This is a genomic window from Pseudomonas quebecensis (assembly GCF_026410085.1).
Lineage (GTDB): Bacteria > Pseudomonadota > Gammaproteobacteria > Pseudomonadales > Pseudomonadaceae > Aquipseudomonas > Aquipseudomonas quebecensis.
The window spans coordinates 4,443,980-4,458,013 of sequence record NZ_CP112866.1 but is presented as its reverse complement, the minus strand read 5'-3'; the positions used below and the strand labels follow the sequence as shown (position 1 = coordinate 4,458,013).

The window sequence follows — 14,034 nt, the reverse complement described above, 5'->3', positions numbered from 1 at the left end:
GCTTATGGAACCGATCGTGCTGTTCAAGCAGGGCATGTTGCTGGTGGTGGTGCTGTCAGCGCCGCCGTTGATCGTGGCGGTGGTGGTCGGTGTGCTGACGTCCCTGGTGCAGGCGCTGATGCAGATACAGGACCAGACGTTGCCCTTCGGTATCAAGCTGGTGGCGGTGGGTATCACGCTGATCGTGACCGGGCGTTGGATTGGTGTGGAGTTGATCCAACTGATCAACCTGACCTTCGACATGATCGGCCGTTCGGCCCTGAACTGAGGCCTCGCCCGTGCTGTTCTATCTCGAGTTCCTGCCCAGCCTGTTGATCGGCATGGCGCGTATCTACCCCTGTGCCTTCCTGGTGGCGGCGTTCTGTTTTCAGCACATACGCGGCATGCCTCGGCACACCATTGTGATGGTCATGGCATTGATGCCCGCGCCGGGTATCCATGCGGCGCTGCAGGGGCAGGATTATTCGGCGTTCATGCTCGGCGGGTTGGTACTCAAGGAGCTGGCGCTGGGCGTATTGCTGGGAGTGCTGTTGTCGATGCCGTTCTGGATGTTCGAGGCGGTAGGGGCACTGCTGGACAACCAGCGCGGTGCGCTGGCCGGCGGTCAACTCAACCCTTCATTGGGGCCGGATGCCACGCCGATCGGGCACTTGTTCAAGCAGCTGGCGATCTTTCTGCTGATGGTCAGCCTGGGGTTGGGCGCGTTGACCCAGGTGATCTGGGACAGCTACCTGATCTGGCCCCCCACGGTGTGGTTTCCGCTGCCTGCGCCTAACGGCACGAGTGTATTCGTCGGCCTGCTTGGCGATACCTTCATGCATATGATGCTGTACGCCGCGCCCTTCATTGCGGTGCTGTTGTTGCTGGAATTCGGAATCGCCTTACTGGGGGTCTACAGCCAGCAGTTACAGGTGAGTACGCTGGCACCGCCGGTCAAGAGCCTGGCAGGTATCGGGGTTGTGCTGTTGTACTTTGCGCTGCTGCAGGACCTGATGGTCGGGCGCATGTTCGGGCTTGGCGAGTTAAAACACTCGCTCGGGCTGCTGTTCAGGGCCTCGGCACCATGAGTGATTCGGGCGAAAAAAAGCACCCCGCTTCAGCCAAGAAACTGCGCGACCAGCGCAAGAAGGGGCAGGTCGCCCAGAGTCAGGACGTTCCCAAGTTGCTGGTGCTCACCGCCATCAGTGAGATCGCTTTGTTCACCGCCGAGACCAGCCTGCAGCGCTTCCAGCAATTGATGGCGCTGCCGATGTCGCGCTTTAACCAGCCGTTTGTACGAGCGCTGGAAGAAGTGCTGGTTGAAGGGCTGTTGATGTTTGTCTCGTTCGCCCTGCTGATGGTTGGCGTGGCGATTGTTACAAAGCTGATCAGCAGTTGGATGCAGTTCGGGTTGCTGTTCGCCCCGGAGGTCCTGAAGCTCGATTTCAACCGCCTCAACCCCGTCAGCCAGCTCAAGCAAATGTTCTCGGCCCAGTCGGTGATGAACCTGTTGATGAGCATCGCCAAGGCGTTCCTGATTGGCCTGATTGTGTATGTGGTGGTCTGGCCTTCGCTCGGGGTGTTGATCAATCTGGCCAACAGCGACCTGCAAAGTTACCTGCTGGCGCTGATCGCACTGTTCAGGCACTTGCTGCATGCCTGTCTCGGGCTGCTGCTGGTGCTGGCGCTGATCGACCTGAGCCTGCAGAAGTACTTTTTCGCCAAACGCATGCGCATGACCCAGGTCGAGGTCGTCAAGGAGTACAAGGACATGGAAGGCGACCCCCATGTCAAAGGCCAGCGCCGCTCACTGGCGTACCAACTGGCCCAGGAGGAGCCGAAGGTCAAGCTGCCCAAGCTGGAAGAGGCCGACATGCTGGTGGTCAACCCCACGCACTTTGCGGTGGCCCTGTACTACCGCCCAGGCAAGACGCCGTTGCCGCTGCTGGTCAGCAAAGGTACGGACGCCGATGCGCGACAGCTGATCGCCCGGGCGAAGGCCGCCGAAGTGCCGGTGATCCAATGCGTCTGGCTGGCCCGCACGCTCTACAAGAACAAACTGGGTGCAAGCATTCCTCGCGAAACCTTGCAGGCCGTGGCATTGATCTACCGGACCCTGCGTGAGCTGGATGATGAGGCCAAGCGTGAAACCCTGGAGTTGCCGGAGCTGGAGCGGCGCTGATCAGCGGTTGGACGGTGAGTCCAGGGCGGCGAGGTTGGCCAGCGACAACATCCGGCTGAGGACTGTGTCCAGCGTGTGACGCGCCGCAGGCAATGCGTGCCAGATCACCAAAGCGTGCTGGGCATCGAGGTAGGCGAAGCAGCCCTCGTACAACGACGCATACTCAAAGCGTCGCTCCAGCACCCGTTGCAGTTGCCCGGGTTGCAAAGCCTCGCGCGCGATATACAACGCCAGCCCCGGCTGCTTGCCGCCTTGCAGCGCGCACGCCTTGATACCGGGAGCGAGCGGCAGGTGAGCGGCAGCGCCGCTCACCAGATTGTCCAGAAACGCCTGGCGTAGCACGTCGGGCATTTGCGGCGCGCTCATCGCTCCAGTGATACCGTCTGGTAGTCTTTTCGCTCGCCGGCGGGGCCTGGTTCAACGCGCATCTGTGGCGGCCACCAGATCACCATGGTGTCCTTGCTCGATTGCGGGCGAGAGCAGGAGTCGCCCTTGCAGGTGGGGGTGCAGCCGGCGACGAGCAGCGCAGTGGCGATCAGGGTGGCGCATAGCAGGCGAGGTTTCATGGCGTAACCTTTTGAGCAGGAGTGATCAAGGAGGGGCGCGGCACACTCAGGTGTTCATCCTTCACCACGGGGCGCATGGCGATAAATACCTCGGCCTCTTCACCCGGCTTGAGCCAGGCACGCGGCCACACGCTGACGGCCAGGGTCTGCGAGTTGCTGCATTCTTTCTCGTCGATACGCACATTGCGCGTGAACTGGTTGCGCAGCACCACCACTGCGACGTTGTAGTCGGGGCCGGCATACCATTGGCTGCGTTCGGTGTTCAGCGCGAGCACGTCACGGGTGCTGCACAGCGTATTCAGCCCAAGCGGCATCGGCGCGGCCTTGAAGGCCTTGGGCACTTCACCGCTGACCAGATGCGCCAGGGTGCCGATGATATCGCTGCGCTTGATCACCGGTTGATGAGAGGCATAACGCCTGGCCAACGGGGCGAGGGCGGTCTGCAACTCAACCTGATCGGCCTGGGGCAGGTAGCGTGACGGGTCGGCCTGGTCGCCGATGACCCGCGGGGTCAGGATGAACAGGCGTTCACGTCGATTGTTCTGCCGTTCGGTCGAGGAAAACAACGCTTTGCCCAATAAGGGAATATCACCGAGCAGGGGCACCTTGCTGTGCTTGTCGCTGCTTTCGGTGACGTGGAAACCACCGACCACCAGCGAGCGTTTTTCCGCCATTACTGCCTGGGTACTGACCGTGCCACGGCGTACATCGAGGTTGCCGGATTTAGAGTTGCTGTCATCGAAGTTACCGTCTTCGATATCCACCGCCAGATGGATCTGATGCCCGCCACGGCTGGTGATGACGCGTGGCACGACCTGGACGCTGGTGCCCACGGTCACCGGCAGGATGGTGGCGACCTCACTGCCGGGCGTGAGGTATTGCGTACGGTTGAAGTCGATCACCGCCGGCTGGTTTTCCAGGGTGAGCACCGATGGGTTGGACACCATGGTTGCCAGCCCCTTGGCTTCCAGGGCGCGGATGTCGGCATAGAAACGGTCGCGGTTTTCAATCGACAGCTGCGACGAGGCGCCCGGTGACACGCCGGCGCCACCGCGGAACCGGCTGTTCTGGAACCCCCAGGTAACGCCGAACTCATGCAGCTGCGTGCGCTCGATATCCAGGATGACGGCGTCGATTTCCACCAGTTTGCGCGCGACGTCGAGTTGAGTAATCAGATCGCGATACATGGCCTGGCGTTCCGGCAGGTCATAGATCAGCACCGCGTTATTGCGCACATCGGCTTCGACGCGAATCCTGCTGGTGGGGGCTGGGGCGCGTGGAGTGAGCGTTGCACCGTTGTCCAATGGCGCTGGGTTTGCACCGGCTCCGAGCATCTGGCCCAGCAGCGGGTTGCCTAACCGGGGAATGTTGGGTGTGAGCGGCGCGGGGGGTGACGCTGGGCGCTGGCTCAGACTCGAGAGCGTCGAGGTGGAGCGCGGCTCCAACAGCCCGCGCAAAATACTGGTCACTCCGGGGATGGTGAGCTTCTCACCGCGATAATCCACGCGGCGGTCAGCCGCATTGGCGAACTTCAGTGGATAACTCAGCACGCTCTGTTTTTCATCCGGAGAGCGGCGTTGACTGCTGAAGTGCTTGATCTGCTCGATGTAGCGACGGGGGCCTGAGACGAGCACGACGCCATCTTCGGGCAACTCACCCCAGCCGAAACGGCTGTCGAGCAGGCCGATATCGGTGAGGGCCTGCTTGAGGTCGGCAATGGTTTCGGACGAGACTTCCAGGCGCGCTGATTCCTGCTGATCCAACGTGCTGATATAGAGGGTGTTGTTGTACAGGTACCACTGGAAACGGTGTTCCACACCGAGACGGTCGAGCATCGACTGCGGGGTATTAGCGCGGATCTTGCCGTTGACGTTACCTTCCAGCAGGCCTTCGACCTGGAGCTGGGTGCCGAAGGTCTGGGCGAAGTCTTCCAGTACTTCGCGCAGAGGTTTGTGTTCGGCTTCATAGGCGTAAGCGGTGTTTTTCCATTCGGGAGGGATGGCGGCAAGGGTGTTTTGCGCCGGCGTCAACAGGCAGGCCAGTAAGATCAGGCTTCGCCAATCGGCTCGTCTGCATGAAGATTCGGACGGGGCGATACACAAACTGTTGCGCTTGTGGGGCTTGTTATACATAGACATTTCTCTGATTAGTACAGCAACGAACGTAGCGAGGTGAGGGGCGGTTCAGGAGGGCGTTCATTCATGCGCGCGGCAGTGGCGCGCCAAGTATCGCGTTGGTTGAGCAGGGCTTCGATGCCGCTATTCAGATGCTGTTCGTCCGTCCGTTCAGGCAGACAATGAATCAACCAAAGTGCACCGCTGGTTGGGGCTTGAGCGAGCGCTCCCTGAAAGTGATTCAGACTGGGCTCTCCCAGTCGCATCCACGTCATCAACTGTGCTTTATCCGGAGCGCGGGTGGACAGTTGAACACTTATCAACAAACGGCTTGAACAGTAGCGAAAGATGATTTCGTCATCATTCTCGAAGTAACGGAACTCCCCGCTCTTGTTTCTCAAGTACTCACGAATCAACGTTTTCAATTTGCTATACGCTGTCCAGGCCAGATTTGGTCAGCATGAATTTAATTCGCGTCTGTTCATTGATAGCGTATTCCGCTTTGCGATATTTCATGATCAGGTCGTAAAACGCCGCCACATCTTCTTCTGATCCAGAGTTATTTTCCGCTGCGAAGTCGACATTCCTTTTGGCGTGTCTCGCATCGCTTAGAAGTCTGTCTTTATAGCTATCGATAAAGGTCATAGGGGGGCCTTTGAGGGGGATATTTTTTATTTTTTGGTTTTTATGTCGATTTGGTTCCATGTGTGGCCACTTATTTCTTATACGACGGTGTGGCGTGACGTTAACGGCCTTTATCGTTTTCCATGAACGCGTGGATCATCGCCTCCCAATCAATATGGAAGTCCCCTTCGTCGGTATGCAATATCAGTGTTTGAGGTTGAAGGGCATTATCTGGGCGCAGTAGCCAGTGAGTGCTGTTACGGCTGGCAAGGCACTGCTTGATTGCTTCAAGGTCATGCGGATGGCAGGCCAACGTAGCCTTGATCGCCGGAACATGGCACGCCATTAGTTGCCTGATCAGCGCAGCCAGGCGCTGTGGAGCGAGTGTTTCTTCAAGCAGATGATAAATGGCCTGGTTGGCGACTGAGGTGGCGTATTGCTCCAGGTTATCGCATAAGGCCTGATGCTCGATTTCCCAGCGTCTGAACTGCGCATCGGCACGCTCCCATACTTCAAGACTTGCTTTTTCAAGGAACTCTTGGCGTTGTTCTTTGGCTTCTTCCAGCAGTTGCCGAGCTTCCGCTTTTGCTTGATCCACCACATCAATGGCCTGCGAGTAGCTTGCCAGCGTTTCGCCAGAGATCAGGCTTCCCGACAGAGGCGGCGCCCCTTCCACGGATTTGATTTTACGTCGGACCAGCATCGTTAATCTCCATGCGCCTCTGAACTCGAAGCGCTATCGTTGCTCGACATTCCCCCTATTCGCCAAACGACGGCATGCCACAGCGTATCGAGACGGCTCTGTGAGTCGCCGCGCGACAGTATCTCTGCTTCCAGATCCAGAACGCGTTGACGGGGGAATCGCAGCCTGATTCGTTGCCAGGTATCGGCAGGAACCCAGGCGCGCAGCAATTGCAACGGATCAACATCAGGTTGCGCCATATCAAGCGCCAGCGCTTTGGATAGTCTGTTACACCACTGATAAAGTTCTTCATCCAATGTTTGGGCGCAGGCCGGGCGGCAGACACTGCCAATCAAGGCGAGCGCAAGTTCAAGTTGTGCCGCCGAGGCAATTGCCAGTTGAAGCAGGACAGGGTCGGGTGAGGGAGGCAGGCAGGGCGCAACGCCGTAATACGTGCCCACTACCACCTGCCGGGTGCGATGCAGCGCCAGGTGTGCTGGGTAGTTATCGAGTTCTCTCCAGTCCTCGTGGGCCTGTAACCAAGGTGCCGACCACCATTGGGCCCAAACCAGATTACTGCTCATTTGGGGAGCGAACAGGCACGTCAAGGGGCTGAGCTTTCTTTCGTTTACGCCAGAATATTCCCGCCGCACCTATAAGCACTACAGCGATCAGCGAGAATGTAACGCTGGCCCGCCAAAAACCGATGTCATTTCCGGGCACCAGGAAGGGCCCGAAATAGGCCAAGCGTTGCTGCTCCAGATAGGCCGTGGCCGGCACAAATACGACCGTCATTTTTTGTGGGTTGTCGACCGCTGTGGTCATGCCGGGAATGCTACTTGCAACCATCCTGCGTACACGGGCGTTGATGTTATCGGGATCAAGCCGCGGATCATGTTTGATAAACACGGACGCGGACGCAGGCTGTATAGGTTCTCCCGGCGCGACGCGCTCGGGCAGTACGACGTGCACGCGAGCGACAATAACCCCATCAATATTCGATAACGTGGTTTCCAGTTCTTGGGACAACGCGTAGATGTAGCGAGCGCGTTCTTCCAAGGGCGTTGAAATGACGCCCTCTTTGCGAAAGGTATTGCCTAACGTAGCGCGCGTCGCACGCGGCAGCCCAACGGCTTCCAGTGTTCGCACAGCGCGCGCAATATCGTTGGCATCGACGGCCACCGTAACACCGTCTTTTGTTGGAGCCTTGGTGGCGCGGATATGTTTGTCGGCCAGTTCTGCCACAACTTCATTGGCTTCTTGCTCAGTTAACTTGGTATGAAGCTCGACACGTTCACTGCAAGCGGTCAGCAAGAGTATGAGGGGCAGAGTGGATACGATAAGCAGCGTGCGAGTCATTTAAACCTATTGGAGATTGCAGATTTTATCGATGCCCTGAGCGGTTTTACCAACGCACTTGGTCAACATATGTTGAAGCAGTACTGCGTCGGATAGCTGGCTCGGGTATTTTCGAGCCTCTTCGTGTTTGTCCTTGCTGGTCAATGCACGCAGGCTTTTAGTCATGTTTTTAGTCATCGAGTCCAACGTGTTTGATGCCTCGGACAGTAGCCTCATCGAGGGCGCGGTACTTATGGCCGTACTCGCGAATGCCTGAGGTGGCAACAGGGCGTTAAAAAAATCTAAATCTGAACTCGGCGGGGCGGACTCCTGGTCCTTGGTATGTGTATTGATCTCCTTCTCTCGTATGTTTCCTATAAGCATGGAACACCTGCCATCATAAAATGTGAACGAACCTATTGTTGTCAGTAATGACCGTTATTTGGTTGACATGACCTTCCCGGCACGATATGCCGGGAAAGCCCCGATGCGCTCAATCTTTACGACAAGCGAATCGTGTCAGCCGTCGCTTTTTTACCGTTGGTGTTTTCAGCGACTGCTTTTTCCAGGGCGTTTCGGACACCGTCCGCACGCTTTTTATCTTGTATCTGCTCGAAAGCGTTATCTGCCTCACTTTCAGAAAGACCTCCATAACTGCCAACGTACGGCGGGGTGTAACCTGGAATATTCATACTGTTTTCTCCAAGAAGTGAGTATTCTTTTGTCGGATTCAGCAAGGCTGTTCCATAAGTTATGTGGTTCATAAAATTTGAGCGTTCCATTGCTTCACGTCATGTATGTTTCAAAAAGTGTAGAGTTTCACCGGTTACAGAGGTCATTCTCCATTGAGTGAGATTCCCAGCTGCTTGATCCGATGATAGAGCGTCCTTTTCGCGACACCCAATTCAATCGCCACGGCGTCGATACAGTATTCATGTTGACGCAGTGATTCCTCGATCAACGATCTTTCCATCTGGTGCAATCGTGACTTCAGGCTCTGGTCGGCTTCATGGCGGGGTACCACTGGCGCTGAGAATGTGGGGAGCCCCAGCACGAAGCGTTTCGCTGTAGAGCGTAATTCGCGGATATTGCCTTTCCAGGGGTGTTGCAACAGTTGCTCCAGCAATAGCTTGCCAAGAGGGCTGGGTTTGGAACGCTTAAAGAGTTGGGCCTCTTGCGCAATCATATCCAGAAACAATGGGATGATCCGCTCTCGCCGGTCCCGCAGGGGCGGAAGGTAGATGCTGACGACGTTCAAGCGATAGTAGAGGTCCCTGCGAAAGGTGCCTTGCTCGACCATCTCGTGCAGTGATTGTTGGGCGGAGGCGATGACGCGCATGTCGACAGAAATAGATCGAGTTGAGCCCAGGCGTTCGACACTGCGCGATTCCAGTACGCGTAATAGTTTGGCTTGCAATGGGAGCGGCATACTGTCGATTTCATCCAGATACAGCGTCCCCAGATGTGCGGCTTCGATAAAGCCCGCCCTCGACTGCACGGCGCCAGTGTAGGCACCGGTGTTTACGCCGAATAGCTGGCTCTCCGCAAGCGTTTCTGGAATGGCCGCACAGTTCACGGCAATGAAGCTGCCTCGCCGCGCCGATAGGCGATGAATCCGCTGTGCAAGGGTATCTTTTCCGGTGCCTGTTTCTCCCAGTAAAAGCAGGTCAATGTTGAGCGTAGCGGTGCTGTTTAGTATGTTCTCAATGTCCGGACCTTCGATGAGTGAAATGTCTATTTCATTGTCCCTGTGCTTGGAGGCCGGCATTAAGAAGTGCTCCATTATCGCAATGCAATCGAGCGCAGAGTATCAAGCGGATCGCCAAAACTTAAAGTAGTCATGTTCTGGAATGACGTAGGAAAAAGTTCATGGTGTGAGTCTGGAGTTATATGTTTTAACTTTTAATTAAAGAAGGTTGGGCAAGTAGGATAAGTCGGGAGAGGGATTGTGCGCTCGGCCTTGAAGAAATGGGCACAAAAAAGCCGATGCAGGGCATCGGCTTTTTTATTTGTGACGGAAGTGCTGGGTGATGTTTATACGTTAAAGCGGAAGTGCATCACATCGCCATCTTTAACAATATATTCCTTACCTTCCAGTCGCCATTTACCGGCTTCCTTGGCACCGGCTTCACCTTTGTACTGAATGAAGTCGTTATAGGCGATGACTTCGGCACGGATAAACCCCTTCTCGAAGTCGGTGTGGATCACACCTGCCGCCTGTGGAGCGGTGGCGCCGACCTTGACGGTCCATGCGCGGACTTCTTCGACACCGGCGGTGAAGTAAGTCTGCAGGTTGAGCATTTCGTAACCGGCGCGGATCACGCGATTCAGGCCAGGCTCTTCCAGGCCGAGGGCCTCAAGGAACATGTCTTTTTCTTCGCCGTCGTCGAGCTCGGCTATTTCTGCTTCGATCTTGTTGCACACCGGAACAACAATGGCGCCTTCTTCGTCGGCAATGGCCTTGACCACATCAAGCAGTGGGTTGTTCTCGAAGCCATCTTCGGCGACGTTGGCAATGTACATCACAGGCTTGGTGGTCAGCAGGTGGAAGCCTTTGATCACGGCCTTCTCGTCGGCGCCCATGGTTTTCATCAGGCTACGTGCCGGCTTGCCCAGGGTGAAGTGCGCGATCAACTGCTCCAGCAGGCCTTTCTGGACCACGGCATCCTTGTCGCCGCCCTTGGCATTACGCGCGACTTTCTGCAGTTGTTTTTCGCAGCTGTCGAGGTCGGCGAAGATCAGTTCCAGGTCGATGATCTCGATATCGCGCTTCGGGTCGACGCTGTTGGAGACGTGAATCACGTTCTCGTCTTCAAAGCAGCGGACCACGTGGGCGATGGCGTCGGTCTCACGGATGTTGGCCAGGAACTTGTTACCCAGGCCTTCGCCTTTCGACGCGCCGGCTACCAGGCCCGCGATATCGACGAATTCCATGGTGGTCGGCAGGATGCGCTTGGGATTGACGATCGCCGCCAATGCGTCCAGGCGCGGGTCGGGCATCGGCACGATACCGCTGTTGGGTTCGATGGTGCAGAAGGGGAAGTTCTCCGCCGCAATACCGGACTTGGTCAGGGCGTTGAACAGGGTGGATTTGCCGACGTTGGGCAGGCCGACGATGCCGCAATTGAATCCCATGGTGTTTCCCCTCGGTAAGAGTCAGGCCTTCTGGCTGTGCAGGTTTTTCATCGCACGGTTCCATTCACCGGCGAGGATATCCGGCAGCACGCCGAGGGCAAAATCGATGCTGGCATCGAGTTTTTCCTGTTCGGCGCGTGGCGCACGACCCAGGACGAAATTTGAAACCATACTGGCAACGCCTGGGTGGCCGATGCCGAGCCGCAGGCGGTAAAAGGTATTCTGATTGCCCAACTGCGCGATGATGTCGCGCAGACCGTTGTGGCCGCCATGGCCACCGCCTTGCTTGAGCTTGGCGACGCCGGGTGGCAGGTCCAGTTCGTCATGGGCCACCAGGATTTCCTCGGGTTTGATCCGGAAGAAGCCCGCAAGCGCCGCGACAGCCTGGCCGCTGCGGTTCATATAGGTGGTGGGAATCAGCAGACGAACATCCTGACCCTGATGCGAGTAGCGCCCGGTCAGGCCGAAATATTTGCGATCGGCCACCAGGTTGACACCTTGGGCGTGGGCGATGCGCTCAACAAAAAGGGCCCCCGCGTTATGCCGGGTCTGTTCGTATTCGGCGCCTGGATTTCCCAGGCCAACGATCAGTTTGATGGCAGTCACGACAGGGGCCCTTCCTTTGGAGTTGTGGATAACGTCGCCGCGACCTGTGTGCGGCGAAAGTGGACGACAAAGATCATTTACTCAAGAGTAAACGTCGCGTTATCGCCCGCTTTCTCGCTACGTTTCGGTCCGCGATGTTTCCTCAAGCTCCGGCAAGACAGAGTGAATTACTCTGCAGCGCCTTCTTCAGCTTCTGGAGCAACGCGTGGAGCGTGTACGTTGGCAACTGCTTTGTCATCACCGTGAGCCAGTGCAACGAACTCAACGCCTTTTGGCGCCTTGATGTCGGACAGGTGAACGATGGCGCCGATTTCCAGAGCCGACAGGTCGACTTCGATGAACTCAGGCAGGTCTTTTGGCAGGCAGGTCACTTCGATTTCGTTCAGGACGTGCGAGATCTCGCCGCCTTTCTTGACCGGAGCTTCTTCACCAACAAAGTGCACAGGCACGATAGCGGTCAGTTTCTGGCCGGCAACAACGCGAACGAAGTCAGCGTGCATGATGAACTGCTTGGAAGGGTGACGCTGCATCGCTTTAACGATGACGTTCTGCTTGCTGCCGTCGACGTTCAGCTCGATAACGTGGCTGTAGGCAGCTTCGTTTTCGAACAGCTTGGCGATTTCCTTGGCCAGGATGGTCACGGATTCAGCAGGCTTGCTACCGCCGTATACAACGGCAGGAATGTTCGCGGCGTGACGCAGGCGGCGGCTCGCACCTTTCCCCAGGTCAGTACGCGCTTGGGCGTTCAGAGTAAATTCAGTCATTTTGTATCTCCAAAATAGCCATCATCGAGTGGCGTTTGCGACCAGCGCCAGGCTCGATATGGGCAAAAAAGCCCCGCCCCAACACAATGCTGGGGCGGGGCGCTTTTCGTCAGTGCTGTGTTGCCAAGGGGGTTACCCTTAACGGAACATCGCGCTGATCGATTCTTCGTTGCTGATGCGGCGAACCGCTTCGGCTACGACCGGTGCGATATCCAATTGACGGATACGCGCACAGGCTTGAGCGGCGGCGGACAACGGGATGGTGTTGGTCACCACCAGTTCGTCCAGCACGGAATTTTCGATGTTCTCGATCGCTCGGCCCGACAGCACAGGGTGCGTGCAGTAGGCGAAGACTTTGGCCGCACCGTGCTCTTTCAAGGCTTTCGCCGCGTGGCACAGGGTGCCGGCGGTGTCGACCATGTCATCAACCAGAATACAGGTACGCCCTTCGACATCACCGATGATATGCATCACTTCAGAGTGATTGGCTTTTTCACGGCGTTTGTCGATGATCCCGAGGTCCACGCCCAGGGATTTGGCAACTGCCCGTGCACGCACGACGCCACCAATGTCCGGGGACACGATCATCAGGTTTTCAAAGCGCTGGTCTTCGATGTCATCCACCAGGACGGGGGAGCCGTAGATGTTATCTACCGGAATATCGAAGAACCCCTGAATTTGGTCTGCGTGCAGGTCAACCGTGAGAACACGGTCGATGCCTACCACGGTCAGCATGTCAGCCACGACTTTCGCGCTGATGGCCACACGTGCGGAACGCGGACGGCGATCCTGACGGGCATAACCAAAGTAAGGGATTACAGCTGTGATTCGAGTCGCTGAGGAGCGGCGGAAGGCATCAGCCATCACGACGAGTTCCATCAGGTTATCGTTGGTCGGAGCGCAGGTCGGCTGAATAATGAAGACATCTTTACCGCGGACGTTTTCATTGATCTCGGCTGTAATTTCGCCGTCGGAGAATTTACCGACAGAGATGTCACCGAGAGGGATATGCAGCTGACGTACGACACGTCGAGCCAGATCGGGGTTAGCGTTCCCCGTAAAGACCATCATCTTGGACACGCGCAGTACCTAGAGGCTGAGGGTAACCTGGATGAGTATAGGAAAATGGCAGGGGCGGCTGGATTCGAACCAACGCATGGCAGGATCAAAACCTGCTGCCTTACCGCTTGGCGACGCCCCTGTATCTGTTGCAACGAGTACCCAGTACTCGATTCCTTTTAGAGCAGACTTTGCAGCTTGCGATGCAACATCGAAACGTTGCTTCCCTTTGCTACAAACCCTGTAAGGGTCTCTGTAAGAAGGGCCGAGACTTTATCAGCTTCAGCTTTGCTTGGGAAGCCCCCAAACACACAACTTCCAGTCCCGGTTAATTTTGCTTCGGTAAATTTACCTAACAAATTCAATGCGTTACGTACTTCTGGATAACGCCTTGCTACAACCGGTAAGCAGTCATTTCGACTGTTTCCCTTGGGAACGGGGCGCACTTTAATGGGAGGAGAGTTACGTGTCAACAGCGGATCTGAAAAAATTTCTGCTGTACTTACAGATACTTGCGGGACAAGCACGACATACCACGGCTCGTCGGGCTCCACAGGGGTCAGTTTTTCCCCCACGCCTTCGGCAAAAGCCGCGTGGCCACGCACGAAAACCGGGACGTCGGCACCCAGCGTCAAGCCCAGCGCCGCCAGGCGATCAGGGTCCCAGCCGAGCTGCCACAGGTGGTTAAGACCCAGCAGAGTGGTTGCGGCATTCGAGCTGCCACCGCCGATTCCACCGCCCATGGGCAGGATCTTATCGATCCAGATATCGATGCCGAGCGCGCAGCCCGATTGCTCCTGGAGCTTTTTCGCGGCGCGCACGATCAGGTTGCTGTCGTGGGGTACGCCGTCGAATTCCGTATGCAGGCGAATCACACCGTCTTCGCGCACGGCGAAGGTCAATTCATCACCGTAATCGAGAAATTGAAACAGCGTCTGCAGCTCGTGGTAACCGTCTTCACGGCGTCCGAGAATGTGCAGCATCA

General features: G+C 56.8%; 18 protein-coding genes and 1 tRNA gene. 3 read left to right on the top strand and 16 right to left on the bottom strand.

The genetic code is table 11. The annotated features are described in order from the left end of the window. The first annotated feature begins 4 nt into the window (after positions 1-4). Genes sctS through sctU form a run of 3 tightly spaced genes read left to right on the top strand, consistent with a single transcriptional unit; the run spans position 5 to position 2,161 of the window. The gene (gene sctS / locus OSC50_RS20790; RefSeq protein ID WP_181079575.1) at positions 5-268 is read left to right on the top strand and encodes a type III secretion system export apparatus subunit SctS; all 264 of its coding nucleotides are present in this window, start codon (positions 5-7) and stop codon (positions 266-268) included. A 10-nt stretch (positions 269-278) separates the two neighbouring features. After that, positions 279-1,067 (top strand): type III secretion system export apparatus subunit SctT, encoded by a 789-nt coding sequence (gene sctT / locus OSC50_RS20785; RefSeq protein WP_253510360.1) that lies wholly within the window; start codon positions 279-281, stop codon positions 1,065-1,067. Further along, positions 1,064-2,161 carry a type III secretion system export apparatus subunit SctU gene (gene sctU / locus OSC50_RS20780; protein WP_266245884.1) on the top strand — a complete coding sequence of 366 codons (1,098 nt, stop codon included), beginning with the start codon at positions 1,064-1,066 and terminating at the stop codon, positions 2,159-2,161. Before sctT ends, sctU begins: the two co-directional genes overlap by 4 nt. Here the strand turns inward: sctU and OSC50_RS20775 are convergent, their stop codons facing one another. From OSC50_RS20775 to ispE, 16 genes are all read right to left on the bottom strand, one after another. Next, complete coding sequence (locus tag OSC50_RS20775) at positions 2,162-2,512, bottom strand: transcriptional regulator (RefSeq protein ID WP_181079578.1); 351 nt, start codon at positions 2,510-2,512, stop codon at positions 2,162-2,164. It abuts the gene before it with no gap. 11 nt (positions 2,513-2,523) lie between these two features. Further along, complete coding sequence (gene hrpT, locus OSC50_RS20770; RefSeq protein WP_266245887.1) at positions 2,524-2,727, bottom strand: HrpT family type III secretion system protein; 204 nt, start codon at positions 2,725-2,727, stop codon at positions 2,524-2,526. Beyond that, positions 2,724-4,859, bottom strand: coding sequence for a type III secretion system outer membrane ring subunit SctC (gene sctC, locus OSC50_RS20765; protein WP_266245889.1), 2,136 nt, complete (start codon positions 4,857-4,859; stop codon positions 2,724-2,726). Before sctC ends, hrpT begins: the two co-directional genes overlap by 4 nt. A 14-nt stretch (positions 4,860-4,873) precedes the next feature. Then, a complete protein-coding gene (locus OSC50_RS20760) occupies positions 4,874-5,266 on the bottom strand; it encodes a type III secretion protein (protein WP_181079581.1) in 393 nt (130 codons plus the stop codon). A 4-nt stretch (positions 5,267-5,270) separates the two neighbouring features. Continuing rightward, a complete protein-coding gene (locus tag OSC50_RS20755) occupies positions 5,271-5,486 on the bottom strand; it encodes a hypothetical protein (RefSeq protein WP_266245891.1) in 216 nt (71 codons plus the stop codon). A 100-nt stretch (positions 5,487-5,586) separates the two neighbouring features. Beyond that, positions 5,587-6,168 (bottom strand): type III secretion system stator protein SctL, encoded by a 582-nt coding sequence (gene sctL, locus OSC50_RS20750; protein WP_181079583.1) that lies wholly within the window; start codon positions 6,166-6,168, stop codon positions 5,587-5,589. Between the two features lie 2 nt (positions 6,169-6,170). Beyond that, positions 6,171-6,731: a type III secretion protein gene (locus OSC50_RS20745; RefSeq protein ID WP_266245893.1), complete on the bottom strand. Its 561-nt coding sequence runs from the start codon at positions 6,729-6,731 to the stop codon at positions 6,171-6,173. After that, positions 6,721-7,506 (bottom strand): type III secretion system inner membrane ring lipoprotein SctJ, encoded by a 786-nt coding sequence (gene sctJ, locus OSC50_RS20740; protein ID WP_181079585.1) that lies wholly within the window; start codon positions 7,504-7,506, stop codon positions 6,721-6,723. The genes OSC50_RS20745 and sctJ overlap by 11 nt, the downstream gene beginning before the upstream one ends. 479 nt (positions 7,507-7,985) lie before the next feature. Next, on the bottom strand, positions 7,986-8,267 hold the full coding sequence (locus OSC50_RS20735; protein ID WP_253510371.1) for a hypothetical protein: 282 nt from the start codon (positions 8,265-8,267) through the stop codon (positions 7,986-7,988). A gap of 53 nt (positions 8,268-8,320) precedes the next feature. Then, positions 8,321-9,253 carry a sigma 54-interacting transcriptional regulator gene (locus OSC50_RS20730; RefSeq protein WP_181079587.1) on the bottom strand — a complete coding sequence of 311 codons (933 nt, stop codon included), beginning with the start codon at positions 9,251-9,253 and terminating at the stop codon, positions 8,321-8,323. A 266-nt stretch (positions 9,254-9,519) separates the two neighbouring features. Continuing rightward, on the bottom strand, positions 9,520-10,620 hold the full coding sequence (ychF, locus tag OSC50_RS20725; RefSeq protein ID WP_253510373.1) for a redox-regulated ATPase YchF: 1,101 nt from the start codon (positions 10,618-10,620) through the stop codon (positions 9,520-9,522). Positions 10,621-10,641: 21 nt separating this feature from the next. Then, a complete protein-coding gene (gene pth / locus OSC50_RS20720) occupies positions 10,642-11,226 on the bottom strand; it encodes an aminoacyl-tRNA hydrolase (RefSeq protein WP_095169011.1) in 585 nt (194 codons plus the stop codon). A 167-nt stretch (positions 11,227-11,393) separates the two neighbouring features. Continuing rightward, a complete protein-coding gene (locus OSC50_RS20715) occupies positions 11,394-11,990 on the bottom strand; it encodes a 50S ribosomal protein L25/general stress protein Ctc (RefSeq protein ID WP_266245900.1) in 597 nt (198 codons plus the stop codon). Between the two features lie 138 nt (positions 11,991-12,128). Further along, entirely contained in the window at positions 12,129-13,070 is a 942-nt protein-coding gene (locus tag OSC50_RS20710; protein ID WP_003171603.1) for a ribose-phosphate pyrophosphokinase, read from the bottom strand. A gap of 46 nt (positions 13,071-13,116) precedes the next feature. Beyond that, positions 13,117-13,191, bottom strand: a tRNA-Gln gene (locus OSC50_RS20705). 37 nt (positions 13,192-13,228) lie between these two features. Beyond that, a complete protein-coding gene (gene ispE / locus OSC50_RS20700; RefSeq protein WP_266247463.1) occupies positions 13,229-14,032 on the bottom strand; it encodes a 4-(cytidine 5'-diphospho)-2-C-methyl-D-erythritol kinase in 804 nt (267 codons plus the stop codon). Positions 14,033-14,034 lie beyond the last annotated feature (2 nt).

What these genes read in the sequence shown, in the direction of transcription:
- sctS (WP_181079575.1), top strand. Translation starts at nt 5, where the DNA reads ATGGAACCGATCGTGCTGTTCAAGCAGGGCATGTTGCTGGTGGTGGTG.
- sctU (WP_266245884.1), top strand. Translation starts at nt 1,064, where the DNA reads ATGAGTGATTCGGGCGAAAAAAAGCACCCCGCTTCAGCCAAGAAACTG.
- OSC50_RS20775 (WP_181079578.1), bottom strand. Translation starts at nt 2,512, where the DNA reads ATGCCCGACGTGCTACGCCAGGCGTTTCTGGACAATCTGGTGAGCGGC.
- hrpT (WP_266245887.1), bottom strand. Translation starts at nt 2,727, where the DNA reads ATGAAACCTCGCCTGCTATGCGCCACCCTGATCGCCACTGCGCTGCTC.
- sctC (WP_266245889.1), bottom strand. Translation starts at nt 4,859, where the DNA reads ATGTATAACAAGCCCCACAAGCGCAACAGTTTGTGTATCGCCCCGTCC.
- OSC50_RS20755 (WP_266245891.1), bottom strand. Translation starts at nt 5,486, where the DNA reads ATGACCTTTATCGATAGCTATAAAGACAGACTTCTAAGCGATGCGAGA.
- sctL (WP_181079583.1), bottom strand. Translation starts at nt 6,168, where the DNA reads ATGCTGGTCCGACGTAAAATCAAATCCGTGGAAGGGGCGCCGCCTCTG.
- OSC50_RS20745 (WP_266245893.1), bottom strand. Translation starts at nt 6,731, where the DNA reads ATGAGCAGTAATCTGGTTTGGGCCCAATGGTGGTCGGCACCTTGGTTA.
- sctJ (WP_181079585.1), bottom strand. Translation starts at nt 7,506, where the DNA reads ATGACTCGCACGCTGCTTATCGTATCCACTCTGCCCCTCATACTCTTG.
- OSC50_RS20735 (WP_253510371.1), bottom strand. Translation starts at nt 8,267, where the DNA reads ATGGAACGCTCAAATTTTATGAACCACATAACTTATGGAACAGCCTTG.
- OSC50_RS20730 (WP_181079587.1), bottom strand. Translation starts at nt 9,253, where the DNA reads ATGCCGGCCTCCAAGCACAGGGACAATGAAATAGACATTTCACTCATC.
- ychF (WP_253510373.1), bottom strand. Translation starts at nt 10,620, where the DNA reads ATGGGATTCAATTGCGGCATCGTCGGCCTGCCCAACGTCGGCAAATCC.
- OSC50_RS20715 (WP_266245900.1), bottom strand. Translation starts at nt 11,990, where the DNA reads ATGACTGAATTTACTCTGAACGCCCAAGCGCGTACTGACCTGGGGAAA.
- ispE (WP_266247463.1), bottom strand. Translation starts at nt 14,032, where the DNA reads ATGCTGCACATTCTCGGACGCCGTGAAGACGGTTACCACGAGCTGCAG.